This window comes from Stenotrophomonas riyadhensis (genome assembly GCF_040256885.1).
Classification (GTDB): Bacteria; Pseudomonadota; Gammaproteobacteria; order Xanthomonadales; family Xanthomonadaceae; genus Stenotrophomonas; species Stenotrophomonas riyadhensis.
The window spans coordinates 4,028,946-4,045,336 of sequence record NZ_CP155568.1; the positions used below are offsets into that span (position 1 = coordinate 4,028,946).

Annotated in this window: 16 protein-coding genes; 4 read left to right on the plus strand and 12 right to left on the minus strand. The window is 65.2% G+C overall.

Features of this window, described 5'->3' with window-relative positions; all coding sequences use genetic code 11:
- The first annotated feature begins 79 nt into the window (after positions 1 to 79).
- The gene (locus SriyCCGPB3_RS18595) at positions 80 to 1,426 is read left to right on the plus strand and encodes a sigma-54-dependent transcriptional regulator (RefSeq protein ID WP_110714381.1); all 1,347 of its coding nucleotides are present in this window, start codon (positions 80 to 82) and stop codon (positions 1,424 to 1,426) included.
- Positions 1,423 to 2,775, plus strand: a complete 1,353-nt coding sequence (locus SriyCCGPB3_RS18600; protein ID WP_153854570.1) for a sensor histidine kinase — start codon at positions 1,423 to 1,425, stop codon at positions 2,773 to 2,775. The genes SriyCCGPB3_RS18595 and SriyCCGPB3_RS18600 overlap by 4 nt, the downstream gene beginning before the upstream one ends.
- A gap of 56 nt (positions 2,776 to 2,831) precedes the next feature.
- Here the strand turns inward: SriyCCGPB3_RS18600 and SriyCCGPB3_RS18605 are convergent, their stop codons facing one another.
- On the minus strand, positions 2,832 to 3,365 hold the full coding sequence (locus SriyCCGPB3_RS18605; RefSeq protein ID WP_153854571.1) for a GNAT family N-acetyltransferase: 534 nt from the start codon (positions 3,363 to 3,365) through the stop codon (positions 2,832 to 2,834).
- Positions 3,334 to 4,701, minus strand: coding sequence for a bifunctional UDP-N-acetylglucosamine diphosphorylase/glucosamine-1-phosphate N-acetyltransferase GlmU (gene glmU, locus SriyCCGPB3_RS18610; protein ID WP_110713797.1), 1,368 nt, complete (start codon positions 4,699 to 4,701; stop codon positions 3,334 to 3,336). Before glmU ends, SriyCCGPB3_RS18605 begins: the two co-directional genes overlap by 32 nt.
- Before the next feature lie 83 nt (positions 4,702 to 4,784).
- Between glmU and SriyCCGPB3_RS18615 the strand changes: the two genes are divergently transcribed.
- Positions 4,785 to 5,168 (plus strand): GtrA family protein, encoded by a 384-nt coding sequence (locus SriyCCGPB3_RS18615; RefSeq protein WP_110713798.1) that lies wholly within the window; start codon positions 4,785 to 4,787, stop codon positions 5,166 to 5,168.
- 5 nt (positions 5,169 to 5,173) lie between these two features.
- Here SriyCCGPB3_RS18615 and SriyCCGPB3_RS18620 read toward each other — a convergent pair whose 3' ends face one another.
- The 10 genes from SriyCCGPB3_RS18620 to SriyCCGPB3_RS18665 all read right to left on the minus strand — a co-directional run bounded on the left by SriyCCGPB3_RS18620 (position 5,174) and on the right by SriyCCGPB3_RS18665 (position 14,710).
- A complete protein-coding gene (locus tag SriyCCGPB3_RS18620) occupies positions 5,174 to 7,402 on the minus strand; it encodes a hypothetical protein (protein ID WP_228756288.1) in 2,229 nt (742 codons plus the stop codon).
- Between the two features lie 90 nt (positions 7,403 to 7,492).
- The gene (locus SriyCCGPB3_RS18625; RefSeq protein ID WP_005411127.1) at positions 7,493 to 7,915 is read right to left on the minus strand and encodes a F0F1 ATP synthase subunit epsilon; all 423 of its coding nucleotides are present in this window, start codon (positions 7,913 to 7,915) and stop codon (positions 7,493 to 7,495) included.
- 113 nt (positions 7,916 to 8,028) lie between these two features.
- Entirely contained in the window at positions 8,029 to 9,435 is a 1,407-nt protein-coding gene (gene atpD / locus SriyCCGPB3_RS18630) for a F0F1 ATP synthase subunit beta (protein WP_010481327.1), read from the minus strand.
- Positions 9,436 to 9,473: 38 nt separating this feature from the next.
- A complete protein-coding gene (atpG, locus tag SriyCCGPB3_RS18635; protein WP_006471334.1) occupies positions 9,474 to 10,337 on the minus strand; it encodes a F0F1 ATP synthase subunit gamma in 864 nt (287 codons plus the stop codon).
- A 97-nt stretch (positions 10,338 to 10,434) separates the two neighbouring features.
- A complete protein-coding gene (atpA, locus tag SriyCCGPB3_RS18640; RefSeq protein WP_008266965.1) occupies positions 10,435 to 11,982 on the minus strand; it encodes a F0F1 ATP synthase subunit alpha in 1,548 nt (515 codons plus the stop codon).
- A 44-nt stretch (positions 11,983 to 12,026) separates the two neighbouring features.
- Positions 12,027 to 12,554 (minus strand): F0F1 ATP synthase subunit delta, encoded by a 528-nt coding sequence (locus tag SriyCCGPB3_RS18645; protein ID WP_110713802.1) that lies wholly within the window; start codon positions 12,552 to 12,554, stop codon positions 12,027 to 12,029.
- Positions 12,555 to 12,556: 2 nt separating this feature from the next.
- Positions 12,557 to 13,027, minus strand: coding sequence for a F0F1 ATP synthase subunit B (locus SriyCCGPB3_RS18650; protein WP_005419512.1), 471 nt, complete (start codon positions 13,025 to 13,027; stop codon positions 12,557 to 12,559).
- 106 nt (positions 13,028 to 13,133) lie between these two features.
- Positions 13,134 to 13,439 (minus strand): F0F1 ATP synthase subunit C, encoded by a 306-nt coding sequence (atpE, locus tag SriyCCGPB3_RS18655; RefSeq protein ID WP_005411133.1) that lies wholly within the window; start codon positions 13,437 to 13,439, stop codon positions 13,134 to 13,136.
- A 73-nt stretch (positions 13,440 to 13,512) separates the two neighbouring features.
- Entirely contained in the window at positions 13,513 to 14,313 is an 801-nt protein-coding gene (atpB, locus tag SriyCCGPB3_RS18660; RefSeq protein ID WP_049466592.1) for a F0F1 ATP synthase subunit A, read from the minus strand.
- 31 nt (positions 14,314 to 14,344) lie between these two features.
- Positions 14,345 to 14,710 (minus strand): hypothetical protein, encoded by a 366-nt coding sequence (locus SriyCCGPB3_RS18665; protein ID WP_006394654.1) that lies wholly within the window; start codon positions 14,708 to 14,710, stop codon positions 14,345 to 14,347.
- A 459-nt stretch (positions 14,711 to 15,169) separates the two neighbouring features.
- Between SriyCCGPB3_RS18665 and SriyCCGPB3_RS18670 the strand changes: the two genes are divergently transcribed.
- A complete protein-coding gene (locus tag SriyCCGPB3_RS18670) occupies positions 15,170 to 15,988 on the plus strand; it encodes a hypothetical protein (RefSeq protein WP_110713804.1) in 819 nt (272 codons plus the stop codon).
- Positions 15,989 to 16,391 lie beyond the last annotated feature (403 nt).

A 16,391-nucleotide genomic window follows, 5' to 3' on the forward strand; every position in this document is an offset into this window, starting at 1 on the left:
GGGTGGCGCCGGGCTCTCCCGGTGCGTGGACACGAACGGCTCCATCGGCGCCGCCCATCCCTTTCCGCAGAACTGCTTGATGCCTTCGATCCTGATCATCGACGACAACGCCAGTGTGGGCACCGCACTGGACGTGCTGTTCTCCCTGCACGACATCGATACCCTGCAGGCGCAGAGCCCGGCCGAAGGGCTGGCCCTGCTCGAATCGCAGCCGGTCGACCTGGTGATCCAGGACATGAATTTCAGCGAGGACACGACTTCCGGCGAAGAAGGCGAAGACCTGTTCGCACAGATCCGCGCACGCCACCCGGACCTGCCGGTGATCCTGCTCACCGCATGGACCCACCTGAGCAGCGCGGTGGACCTGGTCAAGGCCGGTGCCGCCGACTACCTGGCCAAGCCCTGGGACGACCGCAAACTGATGACCACGGTCAACAACCTGCTGGAACTGTCCGAGGCGCGCCGCGAACTGGATCGGCGCCGCAGCCGTGAATTGCGTCAGCGCAACGCGCTGGAAGAGAAGTACGACCTGTGCGGCGCGGTCTTCGCCGATCCGGCCAGCGAGCGCGTCATCGCCCTGGCCTGCCAGGTCGCGCGCTCGGAACTGCCGGTACTGATCACCGGCCCCAATGGTGCCGGCAAGGAAAAGATCGCGCAGATCATCCAGGCCAATTCGCTGGTGGCCAAGGGCCCGTTCATCACGGTCAACTGCGGTGCACTGCCGTCGGAGCTGATCGAGGCCGAACTGTTCGGTGCCGAGGCCGGCGCCTACACCGGTGCCAACAAGGCACGCGAAGGCAAGTTCGAAGCCGCCGACGGAGGCACCCTGTTCCTGGATGAGATCGGCAACCTGTCGCTGGGCGGGCAGATGAAGCTGCTGCGTGTGCTGGAAACCGGCCGCTTCGAGCGCCTGGGCTCCAACCGGGAGCGCCAGGTCAAGGTGCGCGTGGTCAGCGCCACCAACGCCGACCTGCCGGCCATGATCCGCGACGGCACCTTCCGCGAAGACCTCTATTACCGCCTCAATACGGTGGAACTGGTGCTGCCCCCGTTGGCCGAGCGCGCGGGCGACATCGTGCCACTGGCCGAGCGCTTCCTGGCGGCCGGCAAGCCATTGTCCAGTGCTGCCAGCGCCGCCCTGCAACGGCACCCGTGGCCGGGCAACGTCCGCGAACTGCGCAACGTGATCCAGCGTGCCGAACTGCTGGCGACCGGCAACCGCATCGAAGTGGCCGATCTCAATCTGCCACGCGCCGCCCCGGCGCCGCGCCCGGCACCGAGTGCCGGCCATGATCCCGACCGCGCGCGCATCGAGGACGTACTGGCACGCAACCACGGTGTCATCGCCCAGGCCGCCGCCGAACTCGGCCTGAGCCGCCAGGCGCTGTACCGGCGCATGGACAGGCACGGCATCCCACGCGAATGAAACGGCGTTCGTTCACCTTCCGCCTGTTCCTGCGCCTGCTGCCCGTGCTGGCGCTGGCCGCGGCATTGCCGTGGCTGCTGGCGTACTGGATGAACCATGGCTGGGTGGTGACCACGGTGTCGACCATGATCCTGCTGGCGCTGATGTGGTGGACCCTGCGCCGTGCCACCGCACCCGTGCGCTCGCTGATGCGTGCACTGTCCGGCACCACCAGCAGCTACCGCGACGGCGAGTACAACTTCGGTGTGTACTGGCCAGGCAACGACGAACTGGGCGATCTGGTGCAGGCGCACCGCGAGTTGGGGGACGTGCTGCGCGAGCAGCGGCAGGGCCTGGTGCAGCGCGAACTGCTGCTGGACACCATGGTGCAGAACACACCGGTGGCGATGCTGCTGATTGCCTCCGGCGGCGACGGCATCGCGCGCGTGGTGTTCTCCAACCTGGCCGCGCGCAAGCTGCTGCATGGTGGCTGGAAGCTGGAGGGCCAGCGCCTGGAAGAGGTGCTGGAACAGGTGCCCGTGGAGCTGCGCGATGCCATCGCCCGTGGCGGCGACAGCCTGTTCGCCGTGCATGCGGAAGGCGAAGACGGTGATGAGGATGACGAGCAGGTCTACCACCTGTCGCGCCGCGCGTTCCAGCTCAACGGCCGTCCGCACGATCTGCTGCTGGTGCGCCTGCTGACCGCCGAGCTGCGCCGCCAGGAAGTACAGACCTGGAAGAAAGTAATCCGGGTGATCAGTCACGAGCTGAACAACTCGTTGGCACCGATTGCCTCGCTGGCCCATTCCGGCGGTGTGCTGGTGCAGCGCGAGCGCTTCGATCGGCTGCCCGAGATCTTCACCACCATCGAGGACCGCGCACGCCATCTGGAAGGCTTCATCCGTGGCTATGCTCGCTTCGCCAAGCTGCCGCAGCCACAGTTGCAGACCGTGCACTGGGCGCCGTTCCTGTCCAGCCTGCGCCAGCAGATCCCGTTCACCATGGAACGCGAGCCGGACGAGGAACTGAACAGCCGCATCGACATCGCGCAGTTCGGGCAGGCACTGTTGAATCTTCTGAAGAACGCGCATGAAGCCTGCGCCGAAGCTGATCCGCCCAACGATGATGTACAGGTGCAACTCACGCGGCTGCCGCAGTGGCTGCGCCTGGACGTACTGGACCGCGGCAAGGGCATGAACGAGCAGGTGCTGCAGAACGCACTGATGCCCTTCTATTCGACCAAGCGCAATGGCACCGGGCTGGGGCTGGCGCTGACCCGCGAGATCGTGGAAGCGCACGGTGGACGGGTGTCGCTGCAGAACCGCGGTGATGGAGGGTTGTGCGTGTCGATCCTGTTGCCGGTGGGTTGAGTGGGCCGATCAGGTAGATCCATGCCATGCATGGATGTGCCGACCAAGATCCGCACCTACCAGACCCGCCGCATCGCCACCCGCAGGTGCATCGGGAATCCGAGCGCAGCCTCTTCGGCCATGACTGCGCGCAGGCCGTCGTTCCACTCAGCCTCAGGCACCACGTCGAAGCCTTCGCTGGCATAGAAGGCTGCATTCCACGGCACATCGCTCAACGTGGTCAGCACCGCTGCAGCGAAGCCGGCGGCCCTGGCCTGCGCCAAGGCATGCCGCAGCAACGCTCGGCCATGGCCGCGACGCGCATGTGCCGGGTCCACGTCCATCTGCAGGACATGGAACTCACCGCACAGCTCGCCCGCCAGCAGGTAACCCGCAATACCGCCCTCGGCGGCATCGACTACCCACAGCTGCTCACGCAGGAGGCCGTCCTGCAATGCCGGCAGGTCCAGGCCGTGCCCGGCAAACACCGGATACGCCTCGTGGCCCTTCAACAGCTCGCCGGCACGCTGCTCGATCGCCGGCAGCACGCCGAGTTCGTCGGCGTGCGGGATGCGGGGCTCAGGACTTCTTGACCGGGCGCTTCCAGCCATCGATGGTTTCCTGTCGTGCACGTGCCAGTGTCAGCTTGCCGTCCGGGGCGGTGCGGGTGATGACCGAGCCGGCGGCGATGGTCGCGCCCTCGCCGATCGTCAGCGGCGCCACCAGCGAACTATTGGAACCGATGAACGCGTTGTCGCCGATGGTGGTGGTCGACTTGTTCACGCCGTCGTAATTGCAGGTGATGGTGCCGGCACCGATGTTCACCCTGCTGCCGATCACCGCATCACCCAGGTAGGTGAGGTGGTTGGCCTTGCTGCCAACGCCGAGGGTCACCTTCTTGGTCTCGACGAAGTTGCCCACGTGCACGCCATCGGCCAGCACGGTACCCGGCCGCAGGCGCGCGAACGGACCGACCAGTGCTGCGCCTTCGGTGACCACGCCTTCCAGATCACAGTGCGCACGTACTTCGGTGCCCGGACCGAGAGCAACGTCCTTCAGGCGGTTGAATGGACCGATGGTCACGCCATCGCCCAGCACGATATTGCCTTCGAGAACGACATCGACATCGATCAGCACGTCACTGCCCACGGTGACAGTGCCACGGATATCGAGACGTGCCGGATCGCGTACGCGCGCGCCCTGCGCGCACAGCGCTCGCACCGCGCGGCGCTGCCAGGCACGCTCCAGCTGCGAAAGCTGCCAGGGATCGTTTGCCCCCTCCGCTTCCTGCGCGTCGGCCACCAGCGCCATCTCGGCCGGGGTGTACTCGTGCGCGGCAAAGGCGAACACGTCGGTCAGGTAGTACTCGCCCTGTGCATTGCTGTTGGACAGCTGCGACAACCAGCGCCGCAACGCGGTCGACTCGGCGGCAATGATGCCGGTGTTGATCGTGCGCACGCGCAGCTGATCGTCATTGGCATCCTTCTGCTCGACGATCGAACCCACCTTGCCTTCGGCATCGCGCAGCACGCGGCCGTAACCGGTCGGATCGTCAACATCGGCGACCAGAACGGCCAGCCGCCCCGGCTGCGCCAGCAGGTCGCGCAGGGTCTGCGCGCGGATCAGCGGCACGTCGCCGTACAGCACCAGCACCTGCGCGGCATCCGGCACCTGCGGCATCGCCTGCGCCACTGCGTGGCCAGTACCCAGCTGCTGCGCCTGTTCGGCCCATTGCAGATCGGGCTGGTCGGCGAAGTACTGCCGCACCGCTTCACCACCATGGCCATGGACCACGTGGATGGCCGCCGGCTGCAGCTCGCGGGCCGCGTCGATCACGTGCGCCAGCATCGGTTGACCGGCGATCGGCTGCAGCACCTTCGGCAGCACCGACTTCATGCGCTTGCCCGCGCCGGCGGCGAGGATGATGACGTGCAGGGCTTGGGTCATGGGAACGGCAGTCCGTGGTTCGTTGCCGGTGATTCTAGAGCGTGGGCCGTTAACATGGGCACCCTTCCTCCTTCACCATGCCGATGGGCCTCGTCCGCCAGGGAAGCACCTATCTCATCATCGGACTCGTGCAGCTGCTGCTCGACTGGCTGGTGTTCGTCGCCGCCACCGCGCTGGGCATGCCGGTGGCGCCGGCCAACGTCGCCGGACGCCTGGCCGGGATGCTGCTGGGCTTCTGGCTCAACGGCCGATACACCTTCGCCCATGCGGATGGTGCACGCCTCGGCTGGCGTCGATTCACACGTTTCTTCGGGGTGTGGGCTGCACTTACCGCTGCCAGCACGGTGCTGGTGGCTTTGACCAGCCGCCATCTTGGATTGGATTGGGCCTGGCTGGCCAAGCCGCTGATCGAAGGTGGGATCGCCCTGATCTCCTTCCTGCTGCTGCGACATGTGGTATTCCGCTGAGCCGCTCAGTGGACCGCATCCGCCGCGAAGCGCTGCCACAGGCCGTCCCGCCACAGCTGCAGCGGGCTGTACCCGAGCTCCACGCTGTGCCGCCCCGCAGGTACACACACCGCATGGAACAGCCCATTGGCTCGCAGCAGCGGCAGAGACACGCCGCCATTCAGCCGGGCCTGCCAGCCGCGAGCGGTCACCTCATTGATCACCAGCCATGCCGGCTGCTCAGCCTCCACCTCAAGCACGATACTGCCCGGCTTGTAGGCCTGCGACAGCAACCGCAGTCGGCCTGCTTCGTGCTCTGGGCACTCCGCGTGCTGCCCGCCAGGCAGCCAGACCACCTGGCTGAAGTCGGTCTGGTTGAACTCAGCGGCCGGTGGCAGGCGTTCACTGTGCCGCCGCACCCGTTGCGGGTTGAGCGTACGCGGCAGCACACTTCCGCGTAGCGCCAGCTGCACGTCGCTGCCTTGGTCATCGGACCCTGCAAACGGCTCCGGTGACAGCAACCAGCGGACCCCCAGCAGGTCGTACACGGGTGCGTCCATGTCCGCAGCCCAAGGGGTCGTCGCCTTCTGCTGGAAGGCAGCCACGGGCTCCGTCGGCATGCCCACCATCTGCTGGTAGTCACTGGACAACAGTGGGTTGTATCCATTGGCTAGCGGAATCGCATGCACCGCTGCGCCATTGGTCAGTACGCCGATGCCGAAGATGATGGCGCGTTCCGGGAGGCCAGCCCCCCGCTCGGCGGCAAGCAGGGCATACGCGCGCTGCGTGGCGCCATTGCGGTCCGCGGTCATTACCGGCGGACGGGCGCCGGACGTGTTGAAGCGCGCTCCCACGTTGAACAGCAGCATGTCGAACATGACCAGTGCGATCAGCCAGCGCACCGGAGCCGGATGCCGGCGCAGCAGCTGCACCGCGGCGATACCGATGCCGCCGCTGGCCACCAGCCACGCAAAGGCTTCCAGGTGCCCGTGGCTCATGGCCAACCATGAGGCAACGAACATCAGGACGACGGCCAGCCCCAAGGACACCCGATGCGGGCACAGGGTGCGATCCTGCAGCGCGGACTGCAGCGACTGCGCGCCCAGCCAGGCAGCTGCCGGCACGCCAAGGAACAGTGCATCGGAGGGCCGTCTGAACAGGTCAAGGCCCGGCAACCAGCTGAAGAGCCAGGCGAACAGGGGGGTAGCTCCTCCCAGTGCGACCAGCGTGGTGAAAAGCAGTACTGCCAGCGCCAGCCGGGTTGCGCCCGGTTGCCTGCGCATCACGCCCCCCCCCCACGCCAGCCACAGCGCCAGTGGCACCGAGCCGAAGTAGAGGTAATCGGTGCTGATATCGCCGAAGGACCAGCTGACCCCACGTCCCTGCGAGAACAGGTTTCCAGAGAGCAGTGTCGCCAGCCCCTGCCAGTGCATCGCGCCGCGCAGTGCCGTCTCCAGGGTCATGCCGTCGCGATTGGTGTCCCCCAGCCATGCCAGCGTGGAAAGCCATTGGGGGGCACACGCCACGGCGGCGATCAATGCCACCGCTGCCAGCTGTGATGCAAGGCGGAGGCGGTTGCCGGGCGCCAACAGTACGGCGCCCATTGCGTACAACGCAGAGGCCAGGATGATGAAGTAGGTCACCTGGGTCAGCTGCAGCGCACACAGGCCACCTGCCGTTCCCGCCAGCAGCACGTCGCGCGCGCGGCCTTGGCGCCGGACCCTCGACAAGCCCAGCCACAGCCAGGGAAGCAGGCTGTAGCTGACAATCATCGGGGTGTGCTGCAGGCGGGAGGCGGCCACTCCACCGAACATCAGCACCATTGCGAAGAGCCATTGTGCAGGAGCTGAAAGACCGAACGAACGCGCCAGGCGCAACGCGCCGAGGCCGCCGATCAGCACATGCAGCAACACCACCACGGTGAACAGATGCAGCGAGGCAGGTGCCAGCATCATTGGCAGGACCATGGTCGGCTGCAGGGTCATCATCTGCGGGTCGGCGACCTGCGGATAGCCGCCGAACAGATAAGGGTTCCACCAGGGCGCCTGCAGGTGCCGAAGCTGCTCGGCACTGAAACTGACCGCCGGGAAGAACTGCTGCACGGCGTCGTAGGGGATGACCTTGGTACCGATCAGCCACGGCAGGCACAGCAACAACCAGCTTGCCAGCCACAGGGTCTCAGGCCGAGTCCAGGGCGAACGGGTTGAATCCACCGCGTGGATGCTCGTCGTCGATGCGTACTGCATTCCGTGCATGCCTCCCTTCTCCTGAACGAAAATCGCCGGCACTGAGCCGGCGATCTTCCATCACTACCGGCATTGCTGCCGATGGCCTCCGAGCACGTTTCAGTGCTTGAGGGTCTTGCGCAGGCGCTCCAGCGCCTGCAGCTGGACGACGGCTTCAGCCAGCTTCTGCTGGGCTTCGGCCACTTCCATCGCTTCGCCGCGGTTGGCCAGGATGCGCTCGGCTTCTTCCTTGGCCTTGCGGACCGAGGCTTCGTCGATGTCCTGCGCGCGGATCGCGGTGTCGGCCAGCACGGTCACCACCTGCGGCTGCACTTCCAGGATGCCGCCGGAAATGGCGAAATCCAGCTGCTCGCCGTTCGGCGTGGTCACCACCACCTTGCCCGGCTTCAGGCGGGTGATCAGCGGCGCGTGCTTGGGCGCGATGCCCAGTTCGCCCAGCTCACCGGTGGCCACGACCAGGGTCGCTTCGCCACGGAAGATTTCCTGCTCGGCGCTGACGATGTCGCAACGGATCGTGCTCATGCAAATCTCTTCGCTGTTCGCGGCGGCGCAATGCCACCGTGGGAGTCCACCGGCGCGGGCGGTTGCCCGGCGCCGGCGTCAGGTCGGGCAGGATCGCTCCCGCCCGTCCCGGATCAGGCCTTCTCGGCCATCTTCTTGGCCTTCTCGACCGCTTCTTCGATGCCGCCGACCATGTAGAACGCCTGCTCCGGCAGGTGGTCGTACTCGCCATCGACGATGGCCTTGAAGCCACGGATGGTGTCCTTCAGCGGCACGTACTTGCCCGGCGAACCGGTGAACACTTCGGCCACGTGGAACGGCTGGCTGAAGAAGCGCTCGATCTTACGGGCGCGCGACACGGCCTGCTTGTCCTCTTCGGACAGCTCGTCCATGCCCAGGATCGCGATGATGTCCTTCAGTTCCTTGTACTTCTGCAGGGTCTGCTGGACGCGCTGGGCGGTGTCGTAGTGCTCGTGGCCGATGACCAGCGGATCCATCTGGCGGCTGGTGGAGTCCAGCGGATCGACGGCCGGGTAGATACCCAGCGAGGCGATCGAACGCGACAGGGTAACGGTCGAGTCCAGGTGGGCGAAGGTGGTCGCCGGCGACGGGTCGGTCAGGTCGTCCGCGGGAACGTAGACGGCCTGGATCGAGGTGATCGAACCGTTCTTGGTCGAGGTGATGCGTTCCTGCAGGACGCCCATTTCCTCGGCCAGGGTCGGCTGGTAACCCACGGCGGACGGCATACGGCCCAGCAGTGCCGACACTTCGGTACCGGCCAGGGTGTAGCGGTAGATGTTGTCAACGAACAGCAGGACGTCCTTGCCCTTGCCGTTTTCGTCCTTCTCGTCGCGGAAGTACTCGGCCATGGTCAGGCCGGTCAGGGCGACGCGCAGACGGTTGCCCGGCGGCTCGTTCATCTGGCCGTACACCATCGCCACCTTGTCGAGGACGTTGGAGTCCTTCATTTCGTGGTAGAAGTCGTTGCCCTCACGGGTACGCTCACCCACGCCGGCGAACACGGACAGACCGCTGTGCGCCTTGGCGATGTTGTTGATCAGTTCCATCATGTTGACGGTCTTGCCGACGCCGGCGCCGCCGAACAGGCCGACCTTGCCGCCCTTGGCGAACGGGCACATCAGGTCGATGACCTTGATGCCGGTTTCCAGCAGCTCGGTGGCCGGGGACTGGTCTTCGTACGACGGGGCCGCACGGTGGATTTCCCAGCTGTCGCTGGCGGCCACCGGGCCGGCTTCGTCGATCGGACGGCCGAGCACGTCCATGATGCGGCCCAGGGTGCCAGCACCGACCGGCACGGAGATGCCGCGGTTGGTGTTGGTGGCGACCAGGTTGCGCTTCAGGCCGTCGGTGGAACCGAGGGCGATGGTACGCACCACGCCGTCGCCCAGCTGCTGCTGGACTTCGAGGGTGATTTCGGTGTTGTCGACCTTCAGTGCGTCGTACACCTTCGGCACCGACTCACGCGGGAATTCGACGTCGACGACCGCGCCGATGATCTGAACGATCTTGCCCTGACTCATTGCTGCATCCTCTAAATGTGTGCTTTGAACGAACGCGGTCAGACTGCTGCCGCGCCGCCGACGATTTCGGAGATTTCCTGGGTGATCGCTGCCTGGCGCGCCTTGTTGTAGACGAGCTGCAGGGTGCCGATCAGCTTGTTGGCGTTGTCGCTCGCCGCCTTCATCGCAACCATGCGTGCCGCATGCTCGGAGGCGACGTTTTCCAGCAGGGCCTGGTACACCAGCGACTCGATATAACGCGTCATCACGTGCTCGAGCACGGTCGCGGCATCGGGTTCGTACAGGTAGTCCCAGTCGTGGTGAGCGACCTGCTTCTCAGCCGGCGGCAGCGGCAGCAGCTGATCGAAGCTGGCCTTCTGCGTCATGGTGTTCACGAAGCGGTTGTAGACCAGGTACACGCGGTCGACCTTGCCTTCGGTGAAGGCGTCGAGCATGACCTTGATCACACCGATCAGCGACTCCAGCTTCGGCACGTCGCCGATGTGGGTCACGCTGCCGACCATGTTGACCTTCACGCGGCGGAAGAAGGTCGATGCCTTCTGGCCGATGGTCACCAGGTCCACTTCCGCACCCTTGTCCTGCCATGCCTTGGCTTCGCCCAGCATCTTGCGGAACAGGTTGTTGTTCAGGCCGCCGGCCAGGCCGCGATCAGAGGAGATCACGATGAAGCCGACCCGCTTGACCTGCTCGCGCTCGACCAGGAACGGATGCTGGTAGTCGGTGCTGGCCTGGGCCAGATGACCGATCACCTGCTTCATCGCCTGCGCGTACGGACGCGAGGTCTTCATCCGATCCTGCGCCTTGCGGATCTTGGAGGCCGAGACCATCTCCAGGGCGCGCGTCACCTTGCGGGTGTTCTGCACGCTCTTGATCTTGGTTTTGATTTCGCGTCCGCTTGCCATCTCTTGTTTCCCGTGGCGCGGGGCTGTTGCCCCGCGTTGTTCAACCGTTTGTCATCTGGTCCAGCGGAGCCAGCGGCTCCGCTCTACAGGACCGCGATTACCAGCTGCCGGTGGTCTTGAACTCGGCGATGCCCTTCTTGAAGGCACCTTCGATGTCGTTGTCCCAACCGCCGGTGGCGTTGACCTTGCTGACCAGTTCGCCCTGGGTGTTGGCGAAGTGGGCGTGCAGGCCTTCTTCGAACGCCAGCAGCTTGTTGACCGGCACGTCGTCGAGGTAACCCTCGTTGACGGCGTAGATCGACAGCGCCTGGTTGGCGATCGACATCGGCGCGTACTGCTTCTGCTTCATCAGCTCGGTGACGCGCTGGCCGCGCTCCAGCTGCTTGCGGGTCGCTTCGTCCAGGTCCGAGGCGAACTGCGCGAACGCAGCCAGCTCACGGTACTGGGCCAGCGAGATACGGATGCCGCCCGACAGCTTCTTGATGATCTTGGTCTGGGCCGAGCCACCGACGCGCGACACCGAGATACCGGCGTTCACGGCCGGGCGGATGCCGGCGTTGAACAGGTCGGTTTCCAGGAAGATCTGGCCGTCGGTGATCGAGATCACGTTGGTCGGAACGAAGGCGGACACGTCGCCGGCCTGGGTTTCGATGATCGGCAGCGCGGTCAGCGAACCGGTCTTGCCGGTGACCTTGCCTTCGGTGAACTTCTCGACGTATTCCTCGGACACGCGGGCAGCGCGTTCCAGCAGGCGCGAGTGCAGGTAGAACACGTCACCCGGGTAGGCTTCACGGCCCGGCGGGCGCTTCAGCAGCAGCGAGATCTGGCGGTAGGCAACGGCCTGCTTGGACAGATCGTCGTACACGATCAGCGCGTCTTCGCCGCGGTCCATGAAGTACTCACCCATGGTGCAGCCCGAGTAGGCGCTGATGTACTGCATGGCAGCCGATTCGGAAGCGGTCGCGGCCACCACGATGGTGTGGGCCAGCGCGCCGTTCTCTTCCAGCTTGCGCACGATGTTGGCGATGGTCGAAGCCTTCTGGCCGATCGCAACGTACACGCACTTGATGCCGGTGCCCTTCTGGTTGATCACCGCGTCGATCGCCATCGCGGTCTTGCCGGTCTGGCGGTCACCGATGATCAGCTCGCGCTGGCCACGGCCGATCGGGATCATGGCGTCGACCGACTTGTAACCGGTCTGCACCGGCTGGTCGACCGACTTGCGCCAGATCACGCCCGGAGCAACGCGCTCCACCGGAGCGGTCAGGTCGGTGCCCAGCGGGCCCTTGCCGTCGATCGGCTCGCCCAGCGCGTTCACGACGCGGCCCAGCAGTTCCGGACCGACCGGCACTTCCAGGATGCGGCCGGTGGTCTTGGCGACGTCGCCTTCGCGCAGGTGCTCGTAGTCACCCAGGACCACGGCGCCGACCGAGTCGCGCTCCAGGTTCAGGGCCAGGGCGAAGGTGTTGTTCGGCAGTTCGATCATTTCGCCCTGCATCACGTCGGCCAGACCGAAGATGCGCACGATGCCGTCGGACACGCTGGTCACGGTGCCTTCGTTGCGCGATTCCGCGGCCAGCTTGACCTTCTCGATGCGGTTCTTGATCAGTTCGCTGATTTCGGAGGGGTTGAGCGTGGTTGCCATCGTCAAGTCCTAGTGCCGGCAGCGGGGCCGGACGTTAAATGAATTCAGTTAGCGAGCGCGGTCTGCAGACGGGCCAGCTTGCCCTTCAGCGAACCATCGATGACCACGTCGCCGGCGTCGATCACGGCGCCGCCGATCAGCGAGGCATCCACCGCGGTGGTCACGTCGACCTCGCGGTTGAAGCGCTTGCGCAGCGCGACCTTGATCGCATCCAGCTCGCCGGCCGACAGTTCGGCCGCCGAGGTCACCGTGGCCTTGACCACGTGCTCGGCTTCGGCGCGCAGGGCGTCGAACATGCCGGAGATTTCCGGCAGCAGCGGCAGACGATGCGAGTCGGCCAGGATGGCCAGGAAGCGCGAGTAGGTCTCGCCGTGGGACACCGGCGCCAGCAGGGCGACGGCGTCGTCACGACCCAGCTCCGGGTTGGCGAGCAGGGCCGCCACGCGCGGGTCGGCGGCGACGTGGGCGGAGAACGCCAGGGCGTCCGACCACGGCGCGAACGCGCCTTCGTCGCGCGCGGTCGCGAACGCGGCGCGGGCGTACGGGCGGGCAAGCGTGAGGGCCTGGCTCATCCTTAGATCTCCGAGGCCAGCTCGTCGAGCAGCGCCTTGTGGGCGTTGGCGTCGATTTCGCGCTTGAGCAGCTTTTCGGCACCGGTCACGGCCAGCGCGGACACCTGCTTGCGCAGATCTTCACGGGCACGGTTGGCGGCGGCGTCGATTTCAGCCTGGGCCAGTTCCTTCTGACGGGTGGCTTCGGTGATCGCTTCGTTACGGGCAGCATCAACGATCTGGTTGGCACGCGCGTGGGCCTGATCGATGATCTCGTTGGCCTTGGTGCGGGCTTCCTTCAGCGCTTCGTTGACCTTCTCCTGCGCCTGGGCCAGATCTTTCTGGCTGCGGTCGGCAGCAGCGAGGCCTTCAGCAATCTTCTGCTGGCGCTCTTCGATCGCGTTCATCAGCGGCGGCCAGATCTTGGTCGCGATGATCCAGATCAGACCAGCGAAGGCCAGCGCCTGCGCAAGAAGGGTGAAATTGATATTCATGGTTAGCTCGATCGCTGGTTTCGGGGTGGACGCGCCGCCGTAGCGGCGCATCCGGCCTTCATCCGAAACCGGGTGCATCAGCACCCGGTCGTCTCAAACCGCTGTATCAGCCGGCCAGAGCCTTGGTGACGGCGCCAGCAAAGGCAGCCGACAGCGGGTTGGCGAAGGCCAGCAGCAGGCCAACGGCGACCGAGATGATGAACGCGGCGTCGATCAGGCCGGCGGTGATGAACATGCGGACCTGCAGGACCGGGATCAGTTCCGGCTGGCGGGCGGCCGACTCCAGGAACTTACCAGCCATGATGGCCAGACCCAGACCGGCGCCCAGCGCGGCCAGGCCGATCATGATGCCGACGGCAAGGGCGGTGGAGCTCTGAATCTGCGCGAAGTTGGTCAGGACGGCGAAGTACATGGTTATCTCCAGGAACTTAAGTTGCTAAGGGTGATGAAACGGATGAAGGTTGAAACGCGTTGAAGCTTGAAACTCAGTGAGCGTCTTCCGACAGGCTCAGGTACACGATCGACAGCATCATGAAGATGAAGGCCTGCAGCGGGATCACCAGCAGGTGGAACAGCATCCAGCCGAGGCCGAACGCACCACCGGCAATGGCACCGAAGAAACCGGCACCACCCAGCACCCAGATCAGCAGGAACACGATTTCGCCGCCGAACATGTTGCCGAACAGTCGCATCGCCAGCGAGATCGGCTTGCTCAGCCACTCGACGATGTTGAGGATCAGGTTGAACGGCATCATCCACTTGCCGAACGGCGCCGTCAGGAATTCCTTGATGAAGCCAAGCAGGCCCTTGGACTTCAGCGCGAAGAACAGCATCAGGAAGAACACGCTGATGGCCATGCCCAGGGTGGCGTTGACGTCGGCGGTCGGCACCGGCTTCCAGTAGTGGATGCCCGCCCATTCCAGCGGCTTGGCGATGAAATCGGCCGGGATCATCTTGATCAGGTTCATCATCAGGATCCAGAAGAAGATCGTGATGGCGATCGGCGTGACCAGCTTGCTCTTGCCGTGGTAGGTATCCTTGGCCTGGCGGTCGACGAACTCCAGGCAGATCTCGACGAAGGCCTGCCACTTGCCCGGCACGCCGGCGGTGGCCTTGCGGGTCCCCAGCCAGAACGCGACCACGATCACCAGGCCCATCAGGACCGCGGTGAGGAAGGTATCGACGTGGATATGCCAGAACATACCCTCACCCTTGCCGACCGGCGCGGTCAGGTTGTGCAGGTGATGCTGGATGTAGCTGGTAGGGGTTAGAGCCTCGCCCGCCATGTGTCCGGAACCTTCAGTTAATTGAATTCTGTCAACGCCTGGCCATGGCCAGGACCTGGAACATCAAGCCGACGGCGATACCGGCCAACAGCGCCAATGCAGGCAGCTTGAAGACCAGGAACCCCACCAGCAGGACGCCGAAAACCACCACCCACTTGGCCACGATCGCAATGATCAGGCGAGCCATCGCCGATCCTGCGGCCAGTGCCCCACCGCCCAGTGCCATCCGTGCCGCCACCCAGCCACCGGCCGAAATGGCCACACCGGACGCCAGCGCGCCGAGGGCATATTTCGGACCTACCAGCAGGAAGGCCAGGGCCAGGACAGCCACTGCGGCCAGCGGGTAGACCGCGGCGCGCAGCATCAGTCGCCGACCCGCATCAACGGAGTTCAGCACAGGACGTCCCGCGTGGTTGCAAGTGGAGGGCTGAGGCGGCTAAAGCAGGGGGGCCTCATCGAGCCGCCAAATTATAGCAATGGGACAATTTGCGAGACAACCGCTCCCTGTTCATCCCGGGAGGCCGCAAGTTGCGGTAACGGTTACATTTTTGCGTGCCACCCTGGGGACAATGACGTCCGTATGATGTTGCAGCGCAGCATTGAACTTTGGTCGCAGGCTGCGGAACTTTCGCCGAATGCGCCGGTCCGATCTTTCGACCTGCCTGCAGCAACCTCGTCGACGCTCCGCCCCGCAGGTCCCACGATGGCCCCGAAGCCCGGCTCCGGGGCCATCTTTTTGCATCGTCGCGACAGCGCTGAACCGTGCACACCTCGTGGACCATACGTTCACGGATGGTGGACGGGCCTGTCCGGCACAGTGGTTTTCATTCTGATGAACCACTGCAAGGACTCTTCGATGCGCTCCGTACCCACCCTGCTCGCCCTCTCCCTGCTCGCCGCCGGTGCTTCGTTCGCCACTGCCGCCCATGCCGCCGAAGGCGATGACCGCTTCGCCATCCGCCTGGGTGCGATGAACATCGACTCGGACAACACGATCCGCGGCAAGACCAACGTGGCTGGCCAGGATGTCTCCCTGAACCAGGACTTCAAGCTGGGGGGCAAGGAATGGGAACCGCGCATCGATGGCATGTTCCGCATCAGCAATCGCCAGCGCCTGCTGTTCAACTACTTCAAGTACGACAAGGACCGCCGCGAGACCCTCGACCAGGGCATTTCCTTCGGCGGTGAGAACGTGCCGGCCGGTAGCTTCGTGAAGGGTGAACTGAAGTACCAGGTGGCCAGCCTGGTCTACGACTACTCGGTCGTCGATACCGACACCTTCGACCTCGGCCTGCAGATCGGTGGCGAGTACGCCAAGGTCAGCACCAAGGGCTACGCCGACCTGGGCACCGTGTACGACGGCCAGTTCCTCAACGAGAAGGCTGACGGCATCGCGCCGGTGGTGGGTGCGCGCATGACCTTCACGCCGTCCGAGCGCTGGATGATCACGCTGCAGGGCCAGTATCTCAACACGCGCTGGGGCAGCTTCGATGACTACAAGGGCGACCTGAGCCGCGCCAACGCCATCGTCGATTACCGCTTCACGAAGAACTTCGGTGTGTTCGCCGGCTACGACTGGTTCAAGCTGGACGTGGACAAGAAGGGCAGCGACGGCACTGTCGGCCTGAAGCAGGAATTCAAGGGTCCGGTGGCCGGCGTCAGCTTCGTGTTCTGATCCCCCGCCCCTTCCACGGCACTCGCTCTCCTGGCGCGGCCTCCGGAACATCGGGGCCGCGCTTTTTTGTGGGTTCCTGTCAGAAAAGCAGAAGCGGATTGGTCGAGCGCTTGAGGGAGCGGGGGCTGGGTGCGAATGTCCCCCGGCGCCGGCCTGCGGCCGTCACCTCCTCCTTTACTTCGCACCCAGCCCCCGCTCCCTCCGCGTGTCAGGCGTCCAGACGGCCTGGGCAGTGGCCCTCGACTGTCCGCAAGCCGAGCCGCTGCGCGGGTGGCAGGCGTTTGGACAAAGTAAAGGAGGAGGCGACCGCCGCAGGCGGGCGACGGGGGACATTTGTCCAAACGCCTGCCACCCGCGCAGTGGCCCCACCGCTCGCAAAAATCCGGAGCGGAGAAACAAAAAA

Coding starts and splice junctions, on each gene's coding strand:
- SriyCCGPB3_RS18595 (WP_110714381.1), top strand. CDS start 80: ATGCCTTCGATCCTGATCATCGACGACAACGCCAGTGTGGGCACCGCA.
- SriyCCGPB3_RS18600 (WP_153854570.1), top strand. CDS start 1,423: ATGAAACGGCGTTCGTTCACCTTCCGCCTGTTCCTGCGCCTGCTGCCC.
- SriyCCGPB3_RS18605 (WP_153854571.1), bottom strand. CDS start 3,365: ATGGCTGGAAGCGCCCGGTCAAGAAGTCCTGAGCCCCGCATCCCGCAC.
- glmU (WP_110713797.1), bottom strand. CDS start 4,701: ATGACCCAAGCCCTGCACGTCATCATCCTCGCCGCCGGCGCGGGCAAG.
- SriyCCGPB3_RS18615 (WP_110713798.1), top strand. CDS start 4,785: ATGGGCCTCGTCCGCCAGGGAAGCACCTATCTCATCATCGGACTCGTG.
- SriyCCGPB3_RS18620 (WP_228756288.1), bottom strand. CDS start 7,402: ATGCACGGAATGCAGTACGCATCGACGACGAGCATCCACGCGGTGGAT.
- SriyCCGPB3_RS18625 (WP_005411127.1), bottom strand. CDS start 7,915: ATGAGCACGATCCGTTGCGACATCGTCAGCGCCGAGCAGGAAATCTTC.
- atpD (WP_010481327.1), bottom strand. CDS start 9,435: ATGAGTCAGGGCAAGATCGTTCAGATCATCGGCGCGGTCGTCGACGTC.
- atpG (WP_006471334.1), bottom strand. CDS start 10,337: ATGGCAAGCGGACGCGAAATCAAAACCAAGATCAAGAGCGTGCAGAAC.
- atpA (WP_008266965.1), bottom strand. CDS start 11,982: ATGGCAACCACGCTCAACCCCTCCGAAATCAGCGAACTGATCAAGAAC.
- SriyCCGPB3_RS18645 (WP_110713802.1), bottom strand. CDS start 12,554: ATGAGCCAGGCCCTCACGCTTGCCCGCCCGTACGCCCGCGCCGCGTTC.
- SriyCCGPB3_RS18650 (WP_005419512.1), bottom strand. CDS start 13,027: ATGAATATCAATTTCACCCTTCTTGCGCAGGCGCTGGCCTTCGCTGGT.
- atpE (WP_005411133.1), bottom strand. CDS start 13,439: ATGTACTTCGCCGTCCTGACCAACTTCGCGCAGATTCAGAGCTCCACC.
- atpB (WP_049466592.1), bottom strand. CDS start 14,313: ATGGCGGGCGAGGCTCTAACCCCTACCAGCTACATCCAGCATCACCTG.
- SriyCCGPB3_RS18670 (WP_110713804.1), top strand. CDS start 15,170: ATGCGCTCCGTACCCACCCTGCTCGCCCTCTCCCTGCTCGCCGCCGGT.